Annotated in this window: 11 protein-coding genes and 1 pseudogene; 1 reads left to right on the plus strand and 11 read right to left on the minus strand. The window is 59.6% G+C overall.

Annotated features, from left to right (window positions below):
• Positions 1 to 42: 42 nt before the first annotated feature.
• Positions 43 to 1236, minus strand: coding sequence for a saccharopine dehydrogenase NADP-binding domain-containing protein (locus ncot_RS10265; protein ID WP_168617526.1), 1194 nt, complete (start codon positions 1234 to 1236; stop codon positions 43 to 45).
• A 486-nt stretch (positions 1237 to 1722) separates the two neighbouring features.
• Between ncot_RS10265 and ncot_RS10270 the strand changes: the two genes are divergently transcribed.
• A complete protein-coding gene (locus ncot_RS10270; protein WP_168617527.1) occupies positions 1723 to 3267 on the plus strand; it encodes a PucR family transcriptional regulator in 1545 nt (514 codons plus the stop codon).
• Positions 3268 to 3767: 500 nt separating this feature from the next.
• Here ncot_RS10270 and ncot_RS10275 read toward each other — a convergent pair whose 3' ends face one another.
• The 10 genes and pseudogenes from ncot_RS10275 to ncot_RS10325 all read right to left on the minus strand — a co-directional run bounded on the left by ncot_RS10275 (position 3768) and on the right by ncot_RS10325 (position 20686).
• Entirely contained in the window at positions 3768 to 6149 is a 2382-nt protein-coding gene (locus ncot_RS10275; RefSeq protein ID WP_168617528.1) for a xanthine dehydrogenase family protein molybdopterin-binding subunit, read from the minus strand.
• Positions 6146 to 6649, minus strand: coding sequence for a (2Fe-2S)-binding protein (locus ncot_RS10280; protein WP_168617529.1), 504 nt, complete (start codon positions 6647 to 6649; stop codon positions 6146 to 6148). Before ncot_RS10280 ends, ncot_RS10275 begins: the two co-directional genes overlap by 4 nt.
• On the minus strand, positions 6646 to 7611 hold the full coding sequence (locus tag ncot_RS10285; RefSeq protein WP_168617530.1) for a xanthine dehydrogenase family protein subunit M: 966 nt from the start codon (positions 7609 to 7611) through the stop codon (positions 6646 to 6648). Before ncot_RS10285 ends, ncot_RS10280 begins: the two co-directional genes overlap by 4 nt.
• Complete coding sequence (locus ncot_RS10290) at positions 7583 to 8560, minus strand: ABC transporter permease (protein WP_168617531.1); 978 nt, start codon at positions 8558 to 8560, stop codon at positions 7583 to 7585. The genes ncot_RS10285 and ncot_RS10290 overlap by 29 nt, the downstream gene beginning before the upstream one ends.
• Positions 8557 to 10137, minus strand: a complete 1581-nt coding sequence (locus ncot_RS10295; protein WP_168617532.1) for a sugar ABC transporter ATP-binding protein — start codon at positions 10135 to 10137, stop codon at positions 8557 to 8559. The genes ncot_RS10290 and ncot_RS10295 overlap by 4 nt, the downstream gene beginning before the upstream one ends.
• Positions 10121 to 14008, minus strand: coding sequence for a hydantoinase B/oxoprolinase family protein (locus ncot_RS19470; RefSeq protein ID WP_277345707.1), 3888 nt, complete (start codon positions 14006 to 14008; stop codon positions 10121 to 10123). The genes ncot_RS10295 and ncot_RS19470 overlap by 17 nt, the downstream gene beginning before the upstream one ends.
• A gap of 82 nt (positions 14009 to 14090) precedes the next feature.
• A complete protein-coding gene (locus ncot_RS10310; protein WP_168617533.1) occupies positions 14091 to 15017 on the minus strand; it encodes a sugar ABC transporter substrate-binding protein in 927 nt (308 codons plus the stop codon).
• 419 nt (positions 15018 to 15436) lie between these two features.
• A pseudogene (locus ncot_RS10315) lies at positions 15437 to 16718 on the minus strand (IS3 family transposase).
• A 390-nt stretch (positions 16719 to 17108) separates the two neighbouring features.
• Entirely contained in the window at positions 17109 to 18167 is a 1059-nt protein-coding gene (locus ncot_RS10320; RefSeq protein WP_206064932.1) for an IS110 family transposase, read from the minus strand.
• A gap of 158 nt (positions 18168 to 18325) precedes the next feature.
• Positions 18326 to 20686 (minus strand): molybdopterin-dependent oxidoreductase, encoded by a 2361-nt coding sequence (locus tag ncot_RS10325; RefSeq protein WP_168617535.1) that lies wholly within the window; start codon positions 20684 to 20686, stop codon positions 18326 to 18328.
• Positions 20687 to 20699 lie beyond the last annotated feature (13 nt).

Raw genomic sequence — 20699 nt, forward strand, 5'->3', positions numbered from 1 at the left:
GAATCGTCAGTACCAGCGCGGCGTGTGGCGCCTATCGTGCTCTCAGTTACCCCGCTCAAGTGGCAGACTGGTCGAAACTTCACTATCCGTCCATGTGAGCTCGAGAGTCCCTCGTTTCCTCAACTCGGCGATGAACTCATTCGGATCGTAATAGACCTCGGGGTCAACGAAGCCCTTTCCTGGTCCGGATCCATGCTTGGCGAGCAGATGGGCTCCCACTGCTGCACAAATGCCGGTCTGTCTACCTGTGGCGACATCTCCCCAGTCCACGGGATGCGTGAGGTCGTACACCCGGCGAATGGTTCGACCGTCCTGAGTTCCAAGCACTTCCACTTGTGTGAAGAGTAGGCAGGGAGCAGTGCGCACGCCACCCCACTTCTGCCAGATCCGAGCACGGGTCGCAGCCAGCGGTGTCACACCTGGCATTCCAGGGATCTCCGCTGAATCGAGCAGCCCATACTTGTTCAAAATGCGGATATCATTCATGAGCTCGACCGGCCAGGTCACACGCATTGCGCAGAATTTCAACTCAGGAAAGTGCTTGGGAAGTGTCCGCGGCTCGGTGTGAGAGACGATGTAGACGTGCTGCTTCCCGATGGGTTCGGGGAACTCCGCAACCCGTGAGCCATCCATGGACGCGGCCCAGTGATATCGCCCGTTCTGGAAGTACTGCCGTGTCGGCGTGTCATCCGCGAGTTCCCAGAGAATTGTATCCAGCAGTCCCGGGGAAGGCGCCACTGCCCGCCAAGCCACTCCTTGGATGTGCACCTCCTCGACGGAAGCGAGTTCTTGATGTGCATGATGGACGAGCACATTGGTGAGACCTGGACTCGACCCCAGACCAGACACAGCCGTAATGCCGGCATCTGCCGCTGCACGCTGCTGGGCCGAGGTGGGTTCCGAGATGAGGTCCGCATAATTAACTCCCGCCTCGATCGCCAAGGTGATGACCTCGTCGAACAGGGTCAAGCTCGTGCAATTCATGAGGAGATCAGCACCCCGCAGAGCGGCGAGCATGGCATCACGATCCGCAAGATCTACCACCTGCCCTTCCACGTGCGACCCATTGGTACTCGCCACAACCTCCTCGAGCCGTTTGCTGTCCACGTCGAGCAGGAGGACGCTGCCAATGTCAGCGCAATCCGCGAGTTCACGTGCAACCCATGCGCCAACCTCGCCGGCGGCGCCGAGTACGACGACTCGGGGCTGTGACCGCGTAACGTCGGGCTCATTCATCAGGCGTGGACCTCACCATCAAGCGAGTGCTGGCTGATATCGAAACTGCTCTGCCTGGTCATACATCCTCCAAAGTCACCAAAAAGATTCTCTCCGCAGTGTGTGTGACCACGGTTCGCCTGGGACAGTGGACGAAAGTATGACTTGCCATGGCGACTCCGACACCGACGTCGCCCGCAAGCACACGTGACCTGATATTGGAACTTTGAGCGAGCCCTGCGCCTCAACTTCAGCATCCTCGGACCCCAAAATGCGCACACTCTACTGGTGACTACATCGATCAGTGCCTATACCCAGTGGCGCTCGGACGTTGGGGCGGCTACCCACTGTCGCAGCCACTTCGATGGGTTGTAGTGTCACAGGACGAATGTATGGAAATTGTCCGCATGAACACCTGAGGGCTGCTGGGCATACCGGGCTCGTAGGCGACTGAATTCGTTTTGCAGTTTCCACCACAGGACGTCATCGAACGGAGCAACGGCAAGCATGATCACGATTGAACAGCTGCTGGAACATCCCGAGTTGGGCTGCACCCTGATAGCTGGCGCTTCAGGTGTCCACAAGCACGTCCGATGGGCGCATCTCAGCGAACTGGAGGACCCGACTAGATGGCTTCGAGGCAAGGAACTTCTGATGACCACAGGTTTGGCAATCCCGAAAGATGTCGCGAGCCAGGTCACCTATCTGCAGCGCCTGTCCGATATCGGCGTTTCCGGAGTCGCCATCGGCGTCGGTATGCACGCGCCATCCCTTTCCGCGGAACTCCTCCAGCTATCGGAGGATCTCCAAGTCCCCCTCGTCGAGGTAAGTGGCGGCGTACCTTTTATTGCCATCTCGGAAACTGTGGCCTTAGCTAATCAGGATGCATTGCATCGACGCCTCACGACGCACCTTCGCACCTACGGAGTTCTCGGTGAGGCCAGTCAAAGTCTGATGGAGACTGGCGAGATAGTCCGTCGACTCGAACAGGTCACCGGCTTCCGCATATGGGCAGTGACACGCAGCGGCGCATCGCTGTTTGAGGAAATCGATGTACCGGCTTTCCACGTCCCGCAGGACGTCATCGACCGAGTGCTTGATAACCCAGCCATCCGCTACCCAGAAGAGGTGACTCTGCCCGAAAATGAGGGGGCCGTCTACTTGCTCCCGGTGCACGTCCAGTTGCGACCGGTTGGTGTGCTGGTGACACGGATTAGAGGTCAGCAAGAACCAGACTTGCTTTCCATGCATCACGTCGGAACGATCCTAAGCCACCTTGCGGGCGACCTACTCAAACACCGGGAACAAGTACGTCGCGAAGGAAGTGAGCGTCTTGCACGTATCCTATATGAGTCGGATCAACAACAGAGCCACACGATAGGTGAGCTCTTCACGGACACCGATCCAGGCCAGAAGTTTTGCTTCGCGATCGTAGCGCTCGATGAGACCTCGCACGGCTGGAACGACGTGCACAACTACTTGGTCGAACATGGCTTCGAGCACTACGTAACCAAGCGTGGCGAGAGAGGCGCGATTCTCAGCAGGATTAGCACGGGAACGCTGGATACGTTTGCCAACGTCCTTAGCAAGCACCTTCCCGAAAGCGCAATCGGCTTGAGTTCACCCTCTACGGGCGACACTGACTTGCTGGCATGTCAGCGGCAGGCGCGTTGGGCCTTGCGCTCTGCGGTAGCGGCCAAACAGCCTCTCCAGCAATATGTCGACGCCCCATCGCCTCAATGGTTGCCGATGGAGTCAAGTGGCCTCGAGTTAATCGTGGAGAACGTACTCGGTCCGCTCATAACTTATGACGCATCTCGCGGGACCGAGTTGGTTAGCACGCTAATCGCCTTCTTGGAAGAGAACCGCAGTTGGAAGGCGACAGCAAAACGGCTCTTCGTTCATCGACAGACCTTGATCGGGCGCGTCAGTCGCATCGAAAGCCTCACCGGCCGACAACTTTCCTCAACCGAAGACGTGTGCGACTTGTGGCTTGCCCTCAAGGCTCACACCATCCTCAGGCGTTCGGGTACGGCCACTCTTGATGACTGAACCGAAGCCGCTCGTGTACAAAACTTGAGCAGCGATCCACTGTGTAGTTGATCGGTTTGGACGTCGGCGCGGAGCCAGCTTCTGGCATTACTGGTGGCGCCTCAGGTCGGGTCTCTCCTGATGCCCGCCACCCGGCTCCAGTTGGTGCCGCCCTCCACTGCTCGCAACGGGACGCATCAAAATACACAGATACTCGACTCGGCCACAGGTCACCTCTACTTTTTGTGACACATGTAATCGACTTGGCTCAGTCGTCTGCAATCCCCCGCTTGGCTCGCGCATTCGGAGTTGTGCCCCATATCCCAAAGAATCGCGCCAAGCACTGTCCGACTAGGGAAAGCCAAGGAGGTGGGATAGTAAACTATCCCACCTCCTGATCGTGCTGCCTAACAGGTCGGATGCAGGCAGCGGACCAGTTTTCCCGGTTCCTCCGATCCCAACAGTCGATGCTCTCGACCCCCGGAAGCTTCGCAGAGCGACCTCGTTAGAAAGACCGAGAGTCAATTCAATGTCACATCGTTCTGAACGCGACGTCCATCCTCGATCAAACCCAACAACTTGCTCGGCCCCACGGGAGTACTATCTAACTGCACTCCGAACGGACTCAATGCGTCGGTAATAGCATTCAAAACTGCTGCCGGCGTTGCGATAGTGCCAGCTTCGCCTAGACCCTTGAACCCACCATGCCCGCCGGGAGCAGGAGTCTCAATGTGACCCACGACGATGTCAGGCACCTCCATCGAGGACGGATACAGGTAGTCAAGAAGACTCGCCGACATCAGGACACCGTCCTCATTATAGGAGTGCTCTTCCAACAGGGCGTCACCAATACCCTGCGCGATGGCACCCGCAACCTGGCCCTCCACCACCATCGGGTTAAGCATGACTCCGCAATCCTCTACGGAGACCACCTTTTCGACGTGAACCTTCCCGGTATCGATATCCACTTCGACTACTGCCGCTACACAGCCGTTGCTGTAGCTGCCGTCCGGAGCTGCGGAGCTTGATACCGACAATGCCCCTTCGTCTAGGTTAACGATCGAAGATCCACCACCAAAGTGCACATAGGCAGAGATCTCGGCGATGGATTTGCTTTGCGACGGAGCCCCCCGCACAAAGGCTTTACCTCGCGATATCTCTATGTCTTCAGCACTCGCCTCTAGCATGTCCGCAGCGAGAGCCCTCAGACGTCCCTTCATCTCAGCTGCCGCGCGGCCAATGGTTGCGCCGCCGATGAGTGCGCTCCGACTGGCGTACGTCCCACCTGAATATGGGGTACTTTTCGTGTCGCCCTGAATAATGCGGATATCCTCAATTCGCGCCCCCAAACCATCTGCTGCCAGTTGGGCAAAAGTAGTCTCGTGGCTCTGACCCTGAGAATGCAGGCCAGTCATTACGTAAATGGAGCCATCTACTTGAATGGAAATGGACGCGGTATCATAGTATTTTCCTGGGTAACCCAACTCGTTCCCGATCCGCGCTCCAAACCCAGTAGGTTCGACATACGGACTGACTCCTACACCGACATACCGTCCCCGCTGCCGTTGTTCAACTTGACGGTCACGAATCCCGACGTAATCGACCATGGCCGTGGCCATTTCCAACGCTCGGCGGTAACTTCCTCCATCGTAACGAGGACCGATCACCGAATTGTAAGGCTCATCCGGAATGCAATTCTGAAGACGTAATTCGATTGGATCGCGACCAATGGTCCTTGCCACCTTATCAACGAGAAGTTCCCGGACTGTTTGGCCAGCGGTCCAACCAACTCCACGGTAAACGCCGAGGGGCGCCTTGTTGGTCAGGACGGCATCGGCGACATAACTTGCCGCCGCAATGTCGTAGGTTCCGGTCATACAGTTCACCGCGCCGAGTGATTCGTGGTGCGCCTGGAAAGGTGGCATCGAGTAGGCACCGGAATCACTGAGAGTCTTGGCTCGCATTCCAAGAAATTTGCCGTCAGGTGCCACGGCAATTTCCATTTCCATGTCCATCTCCTTGGCGTGCGAACTCGCGGCCAAGTTTTCGTAGCGGTCTTCAATCCATTTGACCGGCCGGCCTATCAACCGAGAAACCGCTGGAATAACGACATCCTCGGGATACACACTGGCCTTGAGGCCAAAGGCGCCTCCCACCGCGGGCACCAAGATCTCGAGTCTAGTCTCTGCCAAGCCCAAGGGCCCGGCGATGAGCGCCCGGAGTAAATGCGGCATCTGTGTGGAATTCCAGATTCGCATGGTGGAGGTGCCCTGGTCCCAATCAGCTATGACACCACGCGTCTCCAATGGAAGCGCTCCAACCCGACCATGATGAAATGAGATTCCGACAACGTGCTCCGCTTCAGAGAAGGCCTGTTCGACATCTCCTCCTCCGGTTCGTTCAATATGGGAGATATGGTTGTCGCCCATAGCTTCGTCCAGCACCTCAGCACCCGGCATAATCCCCAACTTGGCGCTTGAGATCGCGGTGAGTTCCTCATACTCAACTTCGACGAGTTCACATGCGTCCTCCGCAATGTAGCGAGAACTGGCAACCACGACGGCGACAGCTTCACCAACGAAGCGAACCTTGCCATCAGCCAACACGGCTCGCGCCATTGACTTCACCTCAGGGCGCGGGCCGATCGCATGGATCGGACCGACGCCGGCGAGATCCTCCAGGGTGAAAACCCCTACGACTCCCGGCACCTGCTGAGCTGCTTCCACGTCGATACTGAGCAAGCGTGCGTGAGCCAGGGGGCTGCGCACAAATGCGGCGTGCAACATTCTGGGCAACTCAACGTCATCCAGAAAGCGCGCCTGGCCCCGCATTAGGCGCGGATCCTCTGAACGCGCTACTCGCGCGCCCACATACCTCCCTGCGGAAATGTCTTTGTCCGTCATTCGCCTTCCCCTTCCCCGCTACGCAGACGACAGGCCGCGTCCTTTACCGCTGCGACAATGCCCACATATCCGGTGCATCGGCACACGTTTCCTGACAAGAAATCACGAATCTCATGTTCGGTGGGATCATTGTTCTCGGCAAGCAGTGCCTCGGTTGCCATCAAGAAGCCTGGAGTGCAGAACCCGCACTGGAGTCCGTGGCAGCGACGAAACGACTCCTGGATCGGATGTAGTTCATCGTCACTCGCTAGCCCTTCGACGGTCCGGATCTCCTTGCCTTGGACCTGAACCGCGAATGTTGTGCACGAGCGAGCAATCTTCTCGTCGATGACAACGGTGCACGCGCCACAAACGCCCTGCTCGCATCCCACGTGCGTTCCAAAAAGTCCGAGTTCATGACGCAGGAAGTCGCTAAGCAACATGCGAGCCGGAACCTGAGCCGACTTGAGTTCACCATTAACGATCACGTTCACGCGGTGGAGTTGCTGCTCGCTCGTCATGCCATATCTCCTAGCATCGATGGGAACCCCGCACAGTCGGCAAGTGAACGACGAACCAACGTGCCGGTCACCTTCCTTCGAAACTCAGATGATCCGTGACTGTCGTCGGGCGGCCGAATGACACTGCGCACTTCTGCCTCAGCACTCGCGTGCGCTTGAACATCGTCGAGGCGCGCGCCTAGCAACAGGGCCTCTGCGGAGTGCACACGCAATGGAACTTCGCCAGCACCCATTACCGAGATTCGTGCAGAAGAAATTCGCTGCTCCTCATCCAGATCAATGACCACGGCCGCGCCGACGATCGCAAAATCACCATGGCGGCGAGCTATCTCGTGGAACGCTGTCCGTCGGAGTCTGACGTCAGGAGCATGCGGGACATGGATCTCCGTGAGCATCTCATCGGACTGCAAAGCGGTCGTGAAATATGATCTGAAGAAGGATTCCGCCGAAAGTCGCCGCTCGCTCCGCGGCCCAAGGATAACCATTTCTGCATCCAACGCGAGCCAAACTGCAGGCAACTCGGCCGCAGGATCTGCATGCACCGTGCTGCCGCACAACGTGCCCCAGTTTCGAATCGCTTCGTGACCGACCCACTTCAACGCCTGACCGATCAAGGGCGACGCACCGTGCACCTGAGATGACCGCAGGGCGTCACTATGCCGCACGCTGAACCCAAATCGGAGACCCGAATCATCCATCACAATCTTGTCTGAATTCGGAACTTGGCAAATATCGATCAGCGCGGTCGGACGGGCGAGTCTAAAATTCATGAGCGGCACTAGGCTCTGCCCGCCAGCGATGATCTTCGCATCGTCGCCTTCAGCGGCTAGAAGCTCCAAGGCGTCCGCTGCCGACCGAGCGACATGATAGGTGAAAGATTGAGGCTTCATGACGGTCTCGATTCTTGGAGATTTTCTGATTTTAGCGGCTGCTTCATCGCGAATCTCGCCGCGCTCGGGCATCGATCCCCACGGCGAGTAGGAGAATCAGTCCGAACATGAAGCGCTGGAAAACAATATCCACACCCAGCAAGTTGAAACCGTTCTGGATGAGTGCCAGAACGAAGACGCCTACGACAGTCCGCCAGATTGCACCCGCTCCCCCGAGTATGGAAGTCCCACCAATCACGACGGCGGCAATCGCATCCAGGACAAGGTCATTTCCTCCCGCGTTAGCTTGGCCAGTGCCGACGCGGGATGCGGCGATGACTCCAGCCAGCCCGGCAAGGGCACCACCAACGACGTAGGTAGTGGTTCGCAACGCGTTGACTCGCAGACCGGACAGCCTCGCGGCTTCTTCATTCCCGCCGACTGCATACAAATAGCGACCCCACGTCATGCGGTGCAAGGCCAGACTTAGAAGGATGACGACGAGAGCGAAGGCGACAACGGCATAAGAGACCCCGAAGATCTGGCCCTGTCCGAGCGTTGTGAACCGTTCATCATCTACGCGGATCAACGTTCCATCCGAGATCACCAGCGCAATGCCTGTGATGATCACACTCGAGGCCAAGGTTGCAATCAGCGCATTGATGCGACCAACTGTCGTGAGCATGCCGTTGACCAACCCCACAACGGCGCCGCATAGAACTCCGGCCAGTAGACCCGACACAATATCGACCTCGAGTGCGACCGTCGCAGCGATGACACCCGCCAATCCGAAGGTCGCACCGGCTGACAAGTCGAACCCGCCTGCAATGAACACAAGCGTCGCACCGCAAGCTAGGATCCCAAGCGGCGCCGATTGATCAGCGATATTGAGCAGATTCCTCTGCGTGAAAAAGGCCGGCGAACTGAGAGCCAATGCGATGAATAGTGTGATGAGGGTAAACACAATTCCGAAATCGCGCAGCGGAGCCAACCGGAACCAGCGCTGAGCACCTTGAGTTGGGATATCGATGGCAGCATTCATGAGGTTTCCTCATAGATCATGTGATTGTCCTGGACATGCAGGTTCGCGATGGGTGGTGACACTCGGGGGATCGCACCCAAGGCGGCCTGCACAACCCGGGTCTCTGTAAGGTTCTCTCCGGCGAGCTCTTCGACGATGCGGCCCCTTCTCAGCACGAGAACCCGATGCGCCAAACCGACTACCTCTTCGTGTTCCGACGAAACAAGAACAACCGCCACTCCTTGGGCTGCGATGTCGGTGATCAGTTGGTGAATGGCCGCTTTGGCCCCAACGTCCACCCCTCGTGTTGGCTCATCAATAAGTAGAACTTTGGCACCAAAGGCTAGCCATTTGGCGAACAGCACTTTCTGCTGATTTCCACCGGACAAGGCGAGCACGGGTGCCTCGCTGTCAAGCGTGCGAATGTCGAGCCGCCCATGGAGTTGATCGGTCGTCCACATTTCCTTTCGTTTGGAAACAAAGCCAAAGGGGCTGTGCCGACGGAGACTCGCCAAGGTGATGTTGTTCCGGATCGACTGCCCCATGATCAGGCCTTGGTCCTTGCGACTTTCGGGGATCATGCCAATCCCTCGCTTCGTAGCCCCCCGAGGGTGGGTCATGCGCGCTGCGACTCCGTCGACTTCGATGGTTCCTCGAGCTCGCTCAGCACCGAATATCCCTCGCAAGACCTCGGTCCGACCCGATCCCATCAGGCCAGCCAACCCGACGATCTCACCAGCCCTAACATCAAAGGACACGTCCTCGAAAGCGCCAGAGCGAGTTAGCCCGTGGACCGACAAAAGGCATCGCGCGGAATCGGGTACGTGTCGCTTATCAGGCATAGAGAGGTCGACATTTTTCCCGATCATCGAAGACACCAACGAGGCCGGAGTCTCCAACGCAGCTGAAGTCGTCCGGATGTGCCTGCCATCCTTGAGCACGACGATGGTGTCAGCCAGTCCGAGCACGTCCTCGAGGAAATGAGAGACGAAGACGATCGAGGTCCCCTGGCTGGTGAGCCGACGCACTATCGTGAAAAGTCCTTGAGCCTCTTCACGAGTGAGGGCTGCAGTAGGCTCATCCATGACGATGATCCGGGCGTCCCTCGCAAGAGCTCGTAGGATCTCGACCTTCTGCTGATCAGCAACTCGGAGATTCCCAGCCAGGTCGTCTGGATCAAGGTCGAATCCCACGCTATGCCGCAGCTCTTCAAATCGTCGCCGGTTGCCTCGGTCAAGGATGAATCCTTTACCTCGAGACTCGAACCCGAGAAAAACATTGTCGACAACGCTCATCTCTGGAACTAGGGCGAGTTCCTGCGCCACCAATGCAACCCCGTGACTCAGTGCATCCCGGGGCGATCCCAGAGTGACCTCAACGCCATCTACCAGTATCCGTCCGGAGTCCGGACGATGGACGCCAGCGATTATCTTGCCCAGAGTGGATTTACCTGCACCATTTTCGCCAACGAGGGCGACCACAGTCCCTGACGGTATAGCGATGTCAATTCCGCTTACCGCCTGCACGCCTCCAAATCGTTTCGCCACACCCTCAAGGCGCATGAGCGGAAGGCGCGTATCTCTACTCTCCGGAAGCATTGCGCTCGGCAATTTCGGTAAGAGGAGCCGACCGAGTGGTTCGTGGTGTCGTGTCAATGGTGCCGTCGGGGTTGACGATGACGCCGTAGATGCTTGCGGCCCTGTTCTTCGAGATGTATCCCTCGACGACGTCGTGACGGACCTGTTCGGGGTCGCGTTGGTGTGGCGATCCGTAGCCTCCGCCAGCACTGGACTTAGAGATGAGTCGCTCCCCTGGTGACAGGACCAGGTGCGCGTAGCCACTCACCTGCTTCTCTTGTCCGTCCGTGTCACGAACCCCTGCCCAGCCAGCAGCGCCGGGCAGCCCATCACGTGCACCTCCCGCCGGGAACACCGTGTTGTCCGTGGTCACCGAACATTCCATCGAGGTGTCGACGGGGGTGAATTCCACCAGGACAGAGTTACTCCCCCGGAATTGGCCGGCGCCCTCGGTATCAGGAAGCAGCCGTGAAGTCTCGATGCGCATCGGACGGAGTATTTCTGCCAACTCGATGCTTTCCCATGCGTTCATGCCTGCGCAGCCCCCGGCGTAGGAGAGCCAGCCGTCGGCCCATGGGTTTCCGGGGCCGCCGGTAGCTCCAAGGCACGGCATGTCAACGAAGGGGGTGTCATGACGTGGATCGGTTCCCGACACGATGGCGTTCGATGGGGACAAGCATGCTCCAGAGGCGGCCATACCGGAACCGTCAGCCAACTCGGCGATGGCCTGTTGCACAGCGCTCATGATCCGTTCCGGGATCCCGGTGGTCGCTGATGAGCAGCTGACCGGGTGCCGTGGGATTCCCGCGACACAGTTTTCGCGCAGGGTGATGTCAAGTCGACGGAAGCTGCCGCCATTCGTGGGGACGCCGGGACCGATGCTGTTGAATACGCCCATCATCGCGCCGGTGAGGGCGGTGGCTTCAGTGGTGTTGACTCCGGCGGGGACACAGTCGGGGTTCTCGGTGAGGTCGATCGCGATCATTCCTTCACCGGATCGCACCTCGACCTTGGCGTTGATGGGAACGCCGGCTTCCAGTCCGGGGACTGGCAACGGGTCGTATGCAGTGTTCCCGCTCGCCTTCCCAGCAGGCAACGCCCTGATCGCCCGATCCATCCTGTCCTCGCTGTAGTCGAACCACGCATCGACGTACTCCTCCAGGACGTCCCAGCCATATTCCTCGCCGAGTCCGAGCAGTTCGCGCTCAGCGGTACGCACCGCACCCATCATGGCCAGATAGTCGCCCCACCACATCTCGGGTGCTCGCAGTCGCAGCCGGCACATCCTCAACACGTCGTCGACGCGGTTGTACCTGTCCTCGACCTTCACGCAATCGAAGATCAGTGCACCCTCGTTGTAGACGTCACGCGCAACCGAATTGTAGGTAGTTGGGATGGCGTTACCGCAGTCTGCCAGGTGAGCCTTGACCACGACAGTGAACCGGTGGATCCCATCCGCGTCGATGACCGGGGCGATGAGGGAATGATCGGCCGCATGCGAGTTCCCGGCGTACGGTGAATTGTGGAGAAAGACGTCGCCGGCGTGAAGCTCGGGGTGCAGTTCCTTCATCCGTTGTGCACTCAGGTCGGGACCGGCGAGCACATGGATGGGAAGACTCTCGGCCGCAGCAAGGAGTTCGTCACCACCCGTGACCAAACAACAGGAAAAGTCGCGACCAGTGTTGATCAACCCCGATCGTGCTGTCCTGAAGAGCGTGTTCTGCATCGATCTCACCACGGCCTGCATTCGGTTGGTGAGGACAGCAAGTTGGGCAGGATCTGAGGCGACCGAAACCGTTTTGCGATCACCTTGATCGGCGGCCTGGTTGGGAGGTGTCAGGACAAGGCTCCCTGAGTCTCCTCGGGTCACCGTTGCACCGGGGTCGATCACCACGGTGGTGAACGGGGATTCCACGACCGCTGGGCCGCGGAATACCTCGTCGACAGGCATCGACTCGAGCCGGTAAACCTCAGCCTCCACGTAACCAGTCTCCGGGAAATACATGAGACGACGAATCCCGGAAGTCGCATTGCCAGGGTTCCTCGGAACCCGCCCAACGCTGTCCTCACGAAGTCGACAGCGCACGACCGCGCGGATACCAATCACCTCAATCTCGGCCTCCTCCTGGTTGACCGAGAAAACGTCGAGATGAAGGGCATGGAAATCGTCGCGGAACGACTGCAGATCGTTCTCGTTCTCGATCCGATCACCGGCAAGAGGAACCTGCAACTCCCAGACCTGCTGCGGATAGTTTGCCTCCAGCGCGAACTCAATGTGAACTGACTCATCGGCTGTTCCCACCGTGCTGGCGAACTGTCGGCACCGGCCCTCGAGCTCGGCCAGAGCAGCGTTCGCGCTCTCAAAGTCGAACACTCCCGTGTTCGTGATCAGGGTCATGGCGTACTCAGCCTTCAGGTCACTCATCAGCGCCCCGGCCGCACTCAGCGTCGCACCCGTCTCAGGGATGACCACACGTTCAGCGCCGAGTCGTGCAGCAATAGCCACAGAGTTCAAACCCGCGCCACCGCCCCCACCGACCAGCACTGCCTTGGCGGGATCAACTCCCTGGTTCAGAGTGATCTCCTCGATGGCCGTAACCATCCCCTCAGTGACCAGCGTCATGATGGCTGAGGCAGCGTCCTCGACACTCAGCCCCAAAGGCGATGCGACATGTTCCTCAATCGCCACCCGAGCCGCATCGATGTCGAGCTTCATCTTCCCACCCAAGAAGTACGCCGGGTCGATGTAGCCAAGGACAAGGCTCGCGTCAGTAACGGTGGGCTGCGTACCTCCGCGACCATAAGCAACCGGTCCCGGCTTCGCACCCGCACTCTGGGGCCCCACCCGGAGCAGCCCACCCTCGTCAACCCAGGCGATACTGCCGCCGCCGGCCCCCACGCTCTTCACATCAACACTGGGAAACCCAGTCATGTGTCCGAAGAACGGCTCGCCGATCCACGTCTCACTAGTGGTCGGAATCCTGCCCTTACGGACCAGGCTCACGTCATATGTCGTGCCACCGGTGTCAGCCACAATTGCAGTGTCGGCGTCTGCATCAACAAGCGCGTAGTGACGGCCCGCCACCGGAGCCATCGAGGGACCGGAATTGATCGAGTGAATCGGCTGCTCAGCCACAAACGATGCATCCAACACACCCGCATTCGAAGTAAGAATCAACACCCGCCCATCGAAACCTGCTTCACGAAGACGTCGTTCAAGACTCCCCAAGTACTCCTGCATCAGCGGTTTGAGCGAAGCATCGATCGCCGTGGACGAAGCACGCCGGTACTCGCGCAAAATCGGGTTCAGCTGGTGCGACAACGTATAAGGAACACCCGGCAGGTGCTCATCGAGCAACTCACCGACCCGCAGTTCGTGAGCAGGATTCAGCGTCGACCACAGCAGACACACTGCCACCGCCTCGACCTGCATCGACTTGAGCACGCCGATGTGCGCAACAACTGCAGCTTCATCAAACTCACGCACGACCTCACCTGCGGAGCCAATACGCCCCGGAACCTCGTAAGTCAACGACCGCGGAATGTACGGCTCCGGGTAGGCCTTGGTGTAGTTGAACGGGTCAGTCCGTCCCCCCTCCCGAAACAACAGAGTGTCCGGATGTCCTTCACTTGCAAGCAACGCAGTCCTGGCCGTACCGCCAGTCAAGATCGCATTGATGGCCCTCGTCGTTCCATGGATGAACAAACCATCACCAGCCAGGAGTTCTGACCGTTCAACTCCACGAGCCTCAGCGGCAACCGAGAGAACATTCAGCACACCTTCCACAGGGTCGTCCGGAGTCGTCGACGACTTGTAGACCTGCAGCGTGCCGTCGTCATCCTCAATCACGAGATCAGTGAAAGTTCCACCAGTGTCAACTGCGAATCGCATAGCAAACTCTTTCCTGGCCGATTCCCGGCCCAAATCCGCCGGGTTTCCCGGCTCAAGTTAGATGTCTGAAGGTGTGGGGGTCTCAGCCAGCCCACTGTCCGGAATAGTCTCCGAACTCCGCGCTGTTCTCTTTGGTGAACACCATGGGCCAGGCCAACTCCTCAGCCGGGTTGATGCCAGCCCTGAACCGTTGCGAGCGCACCGCGCGAACCGCTTGGTCCACCAGATACATGCCTTCATCGAAGGGGTACATCATCACCGTGCCGAACCAAGTTCCGCTGCGGACCTTCGCCAGGCCCCGCTGTCCCCCAGCCAGGCCGATGATCTTCACCTGGTCCTCAACTCCCGCCGCCTTCACAGCCAGCTCGATCCCCGCAGCCATCGCATCGCTCGAAGCAGCCACGACGTCGAGGTCCGGGTTCGACTGCAAGATGTCCTGCGTCGCAGCCTGAGCCGGCGCAGCAAGGTAACCGGCTTCCACGCGTGCCACGATCTCGATCTCAGGGTGGGAGGAAAGAACCTGCTTCACCCCGTCGAAGAGTGCCTCCTCCGCGGGGATCATTGCGCCCGGCAACTGCGCTACCTCACACGGATCCTTACCTTCGCAAGCCTCCACGATCAGCTGCCCCGTGCTCTTGCCCAAGGATGCCTCGGGAATTCCCGTCTGGGCGACCACACCCTCAGCATCCGAGACCGGAGTTTCCCAGTTGCTACCGCACGGATAGTTTCCGCAGACCACCTTGATGCCCGCCTCAGCAGCCTCCGCGATGGCAGGAACGACTCCGGAGGCGTCAACCGGAGTGACAAGGAAGGCATCGAACTTGCCAGTCGCGATGGCATCCTGAATCTGTGCGTACTGCTTCTGCTCGTCGAACCCAGCATCAAACGTGGTGACCGTTGCATTGCGAGCCTTGGCCGCGGCCTCGATGCCTACGCCGTTGACTTTCCAGTAGTCGTTCTGGGTCGTGGGTGTGAACCAAGCCAACTTGACCGGCTTCGCATTGCTCACCGAAGTCTCCAGAACAGCCTTTCGTGCCTCCGGCGTCCCCTTTTGTAGCGCCCCCGCATCCGCCGTGCCCTCTGCCTTTCCGCACCCAGCAAGCACGACCAACATCAACACAGCCAGCACAGCCACCACAGGGCGACGTGCCCCGGATGACCTACTCGTCAATCGGCGCATCCCAAACTCCCAACATCGAAAACCGAATCGACCGGCCCCACGGACCGCCGCTGCACCCCAAGGAAGAAGCCCACCTAGAGCGTCTGCGATCCGTCCGAGAAAAGGACCGTGAACTGAAAGATAGGACCCCGCATGTGCCCCCCATCACTAGACACCTTTATGAAACAAGGCCCCGAAACTGCCTTTTGTCTACATCCGGCACTGCCCACACCCAGGTCCGATGAAGCGCCCTAGGTTCTCTGCCGCTCTCATACGGGTTGCGGCTCTCGGTTGAGGGCCGCGTAGTGGGCTTGTTCGTACTCCACGGAGGCGTCATGCCAATAGAGCCGTGGAGTCGTCTTGCGTTGTACCAGTCGACCCACCCGGCGGTGGCGTACTCGACGTCGGCGATGGTCTTGTAGGGGCCGTCGTGGAAGACCGTGGTGCGGATGCATTCGGCCTTGTAGAGCCCGTTGATGGTCTCCATCAGGGCGTTGTCGTAGGCGTCCCCGACCGACCCGATCGAGGGACGGATCTCCTCCAGCGCGAGGTGCTCGGTCAGCCGCAAACTCGTGTATTGCGACCCGGCGTCGGAGTGATGGATCAACTCGCCCGGCACTCTCGGGTGGCCCTCGCGGCCGCGTTGCCACAACGCCATTCGCAGCGGGATCACCACCAAGTCGGTGTGCTTGGTCGTGGCGGCGTGCCAGGCCACAATCCGTTGCGCGTAGACGTCGAGGATGAACGCGACGTAGACGAACCCGACCCAGGTCTTGACGTAGGTGAAGTCGGTGACCCAGACCAGATTGGGTGCCGGTGCGGTGAAATCCCGATCCAGCAGGTCACCGGCCCGGACACCGTCCTTGGCTGGGATCGTGGTCCGGATGCCCTTGTCACGGCGGACGCCGACCAACCCGAGGGTCCTCATCGCGCGGTCCACCGACCCCGCGCTGGCCTCAGCCATGACGGTACGGCGCAGATAGGCCGTCATCTTCCTGCGCCCGTAGAGGCCCTCGGGAGTCAGCTTGCGACGCCCTTGGGCGTCGGTGATCCAGGCGATGTCACGTACCGCGTCGACGACGAGGGCATCGGTGAGGGTCCGCGCCGAAACGACGCGGCCAGCCTGTTTCCAGGCCCGGTAGGTCCGCGCGGCGATCTGGCAGCACTGCTCACGCAGCACCCGACAGATCGACTCGACCGCGTGGCCCTCGGCTCTCATGGTGTCGATGAAGCCCATGATCAGCGGTTGCGGGGGTCGAGTTCCCCGGCGAAGAAACCCGTCGCGGACTTCAAGATCGCGTTGTCCTCCTCGAGCCGACGGACCTTGGCCTTGAGCGCCTTGATCTCCGCCAACTCCTCACTCGACGCGCCCTGGCGCTGACCACCGTCGATCTGGGACTGGATGACCCAGCGGCGTACGGACTCCTGACTGACACCGACCTGCTTGGCCACCACCCCCGCAGCCGCCGTCAACGAGGAGTACTCGCCCTGGTGCTCATTGACCAGACGCACAGCTCTGGCCTTCAGTTCTTCATCGATCTTCTTAGGCATGGTGCTCATCCTCCTGGAATCAAACAGGAGCGGCATCAAACCTGGGGCGCTTCAAGTCACCGGTCACTCGACTGGCCAACGTCCCTGGACATCACACCTGATATGTAGCGACCTTCTGTCAAGTGGCAGGGTGAGGCGCCCGTCCCGATTGCTGGGGGCGGGCGCCTCGTGCTTCGTCGTCGTGGGTGCTGGTGAGCGTGTCGTTGGCGACGCGCGGTCAGACTGATATGCGCGGGTTGGTTACCGCAGGACGGTGCTTTCGGCAGGAGCGGGACCGCGTGTCTAGGAACGAGCGTCGCGGATGAGATGTCCGCTGCTCATAGGTGTTGCGCGGGTCGCTCCAAGCGCTGCCACCAGCCTTGGGGTGGACGACGAGGCAGTTCTTGGTAGCTACTCCTCGAGCACGGCCAGGGACCAGGTCCAGCCGGCGAGTTTCACGGGGATCGCGACGTTGGCGATCGTGTTCTTCTTGCGTCGGTCGATGAACTTGACCCACCGGTGGTGAAGCCGCCGGTTGCCTTCATCGCCGCGAGCACGTGCTGCCGCGGGGGCCAGCTCCCAGCGGTCGCGCATGGTCTTGCCTACGGTGTAGCGGGCGCGGTGGTGCCAAGCTGCCTCGACGAGAAGTCTGCGGACGTGGGTGTTGCCGGCCTTGGTGATCGGCCCCTGCACCCGCGAGGCACCGGAGGAGTGCTCGCTGGGAACCAGGCCGACGAAGGAGCCGATGGTGTTGCCCGTGAACCGGTGCCAGTCGCCAATCTCGACCGCGAGTGCGAACCCGGTCAGGGTGCTGATCCCACGCAAACACCCGAGTCGGTGCACCATGTCGGTGAATTCCGAGTTCCCCGCCATCTCAGCGATCGCGGTGTCGAGCCGGTCCCGGCGCGCCTTGACGGCCAGGACCGTTTCGTAGTCGGAGTCGAACGTCAGCCGCGTCGCCCCGGCGCTCAGCTGTGGGAGTGCCTCGTGTCGTAACCAGATGTCGTGCTTCCCGGTCCACGCCTGCCCGCCGTGGTAGACGAGCCCGTGGCGCAGCAACAGCTTCGACAACCGGTGCCGGGCCCGCATCAGATCACCACGGCAGTCCTCACGTGCCCGGACCAGATCGCGGGCGGCTTCCTGGTCGACGCTGGGGATCGCCACCGCAGTGACCTCATCCAACCGCAACAATCTGGCCAGGTGGACGGCGTCCTTGGCGTCGGTCTTGACCCGATCACCCGAGGGCTTCTGAAGTTTCGACGGCGCGGCGACCACGCACCGGATCCCGGCCGCCGTCAACGTCCGATACAGGTCGAAGCCGGTCGGGCCAGCCTCATACGTCACCGCCAGCGGGCCCGGCAGGTCAGCGAGCCATCCTCGGATGTGCTCATGTGACGGGGTCAGCTTCGCTTGGAACAGTTCGCCTATGACGCCGTCGATCGCTGCAGCTGCAACGGATCGTGCGTGCACGTCGAGCCCAACACTCGTACGCTCTGTAAACACCGGGGCCTCCCACAACTGTCGGATAGGCCGAGCAGGCGGCCCCTGCTCGGTAACCCACGAACATGTGTGAGTGAGGCCCCGGCCCGCAACCCCTCAGCAAGCCCTGAGCGGTCACTTCATACCGTCTAGCGAGGCGCCGGATTGACACTCTCTCGGGACACGAAAGTGGGCGGATCGAAGGCCGCCATGCGCGGTACCTCACCTTTCCAGCGTTCTACTTCAACGAGTGTCGTGTGAGCGCTTGGTCCTTGAGAAAGACTGGAAGTGCCTTTGTCCAGCGTCAGTACGTTGGGATTGCCATGGCGCTCTAAACTTCCTGATGTGGAAGGATCCATCGGATCAAACCAGGCCCCGGTTGACAATTGCACCACGCCAATGCGAACGGCGTCATCGACCAACGCTCCGGCCAGACAGGCACCCCTGTCGTTAAATACTCGGACAATTTCCCCGGAGACGATGCTACGCGCCCTTGCGTCGAGAGGATGGATTCTAATCGGCTCGCGCCCCGCGATCTTCGATGCTCGCGACACCGCCCCGTGATCGTACTGGCTATGCAGTCGCGTCTTCGGCTGGTTCGAGATCAGGTGAAGGGGAAATGTATGCGCAATTGGCGAACCTAGCCACTCAGCAGGTTCCGTCCATACTGGATGTCCAGGGCAGTCGTCATAAGCGAACGCTTCCACAGTCGCCGAGAAGAGTTCGATTCTTCCAGACGGGGTCTGCAGCGGAGCTGCGGACGGATCGCGCGCGAAGGCGACCAAGTCGCCTGGAGGTGAACCAGATGGAGTTGGAAGTTGCAAGCGACCCAATCGCCAAAACTCTGCGAAGTCTGGCAGGTCGACTCCCGTAACTCCGAGAGCGGCACGTGTCTGCTCATAGAGGTGACTGACCCACTCGTCGGAGGAGCGCCCCTCTGAAAACCTATCGCCAAACCCAAGGCGATCAGCAAGGCCACAGAAAACCTCATAGTCAGTGAGACATCCGATTGGCGGCTCGGACGCCTTCTGTTGCGCACACAGCCAAGGATCGTTTGAGCCAGCTGCGAAATCGTTGCGCTCCAGAAAAGTGGCGACGGGGAGCACGATATCAGCGAACTTCGCGGTGGCGGTCCACCATGATTCGTTCACGACGATAACATCGGGGCGCTGCCACGCCTCTACCAAGCGATTAAGGTCTTGATGGTGGTGAAACGGATTTCCGCCACACCAATAGATGGCGCGAAGGTCAGGAAATTTTAGCCGCTTCCCATTATAGTCGATCGTCTTCCCGGGGTTTTCCAGCGCATCGCATATCCGCGCCACGGGAATCACGCTCTCGACAGGGTTTTCTGGTTGAGGCAGCGCGGCGATTCGCTGTCTTGCGCGTTCGACACCCACGCCATGCATCGATCCATAACCGACGCCAAAGCCACATCCAGGTTCCCGCATCCACCCGGTCATCGCGGCCAACGCAACCGCCATCCAATAGGGCTGTTCCCCATGGTCTGCACGCTGGACAGACCATCCTACCGTTACGAGTGTCCGTCGCTCGGCCATAGAACGCGCGAGGTCACGAATACTCTCGCTCGGAACCTCACACGTGGACGCAGCCCACTCAGCGTCCTTTGTTATGCCGTCAGAACGTCCCATCAGATATTCTTCAAGAGGCTCAAATCCTACGCACCGCGTATCCAAAAACTCACGATCATGCAGGCCTTCGATGATCAGTGTATGAGCCATTGCCATCATGAGCGCGACGTCCGTGTTTGGTCTCAATGGAAACCATTCTGCTCCGACTAGGACGGACATGTCATCCCGGATAGGCGAAATGTTAACGAATCGCACTCCGGCGTCGCGACAACTCTGCAGATAAGCATCCGTTCGATGAAGACCCGTGCCACCGTCATTAACTTGTCGGTTCTTGACCGGTATGCCGCCAAATGCGACAACCAGTTCGCAATTTGTCGCGATCTCCTCCCATCTAGGCGTTCGACCCAAAATGCTAAATCCTGAGCCACCAATGACGTGCGGGAGAATTACCTCCATTGCCGCGCAACTGTAGCTATTTAGAGAACCCGTATAGCCCCCAGCCATTGCAAGGAATCGGTGGATCTGACTCTGCGCGTGATGGAAACGACCAGAACTCCCCCAGCCATATGAGCCACCGAAGACAGAGTCATCGCCATGCCGGTCTCGCTGCTCTGATAGCGCCCCTGCGACCAGATCGAGCGTCTCGTCCCAAGACAATTCAACAAACTCGTCGGCACCTCGACGGTAGTTCCCCTCGCGGTTTCGCCCCTCGAGCCATCCTCTGCGAACTGCGGGGCGCTTGATCCGGGCGTTCGACCGCATCGCTGCGACTATTCCGGAGCCGATAGGCGACGGCTCGGGGTCATCCGCGACTGGATCGATATCAACGATCTGGCCCTCTCGTGTAGTGACATCGTAGAGTCCCCAGTGTGTCGCGGTAGTCGTTCGTTTGGCGCTCTCTTCTCGTTCCTCGCTCAATTTGCTCACCTCT

The sequence above is a fragment of the Nocardioides sp. JQ2195 genome (assembly GCF_012272695.1).
Taxonomy (GTDB): Bacteria; Actinomycetota; Actinomycetes; order Propionibacteriales; family Nocardioidaceae; genus Nocardioides.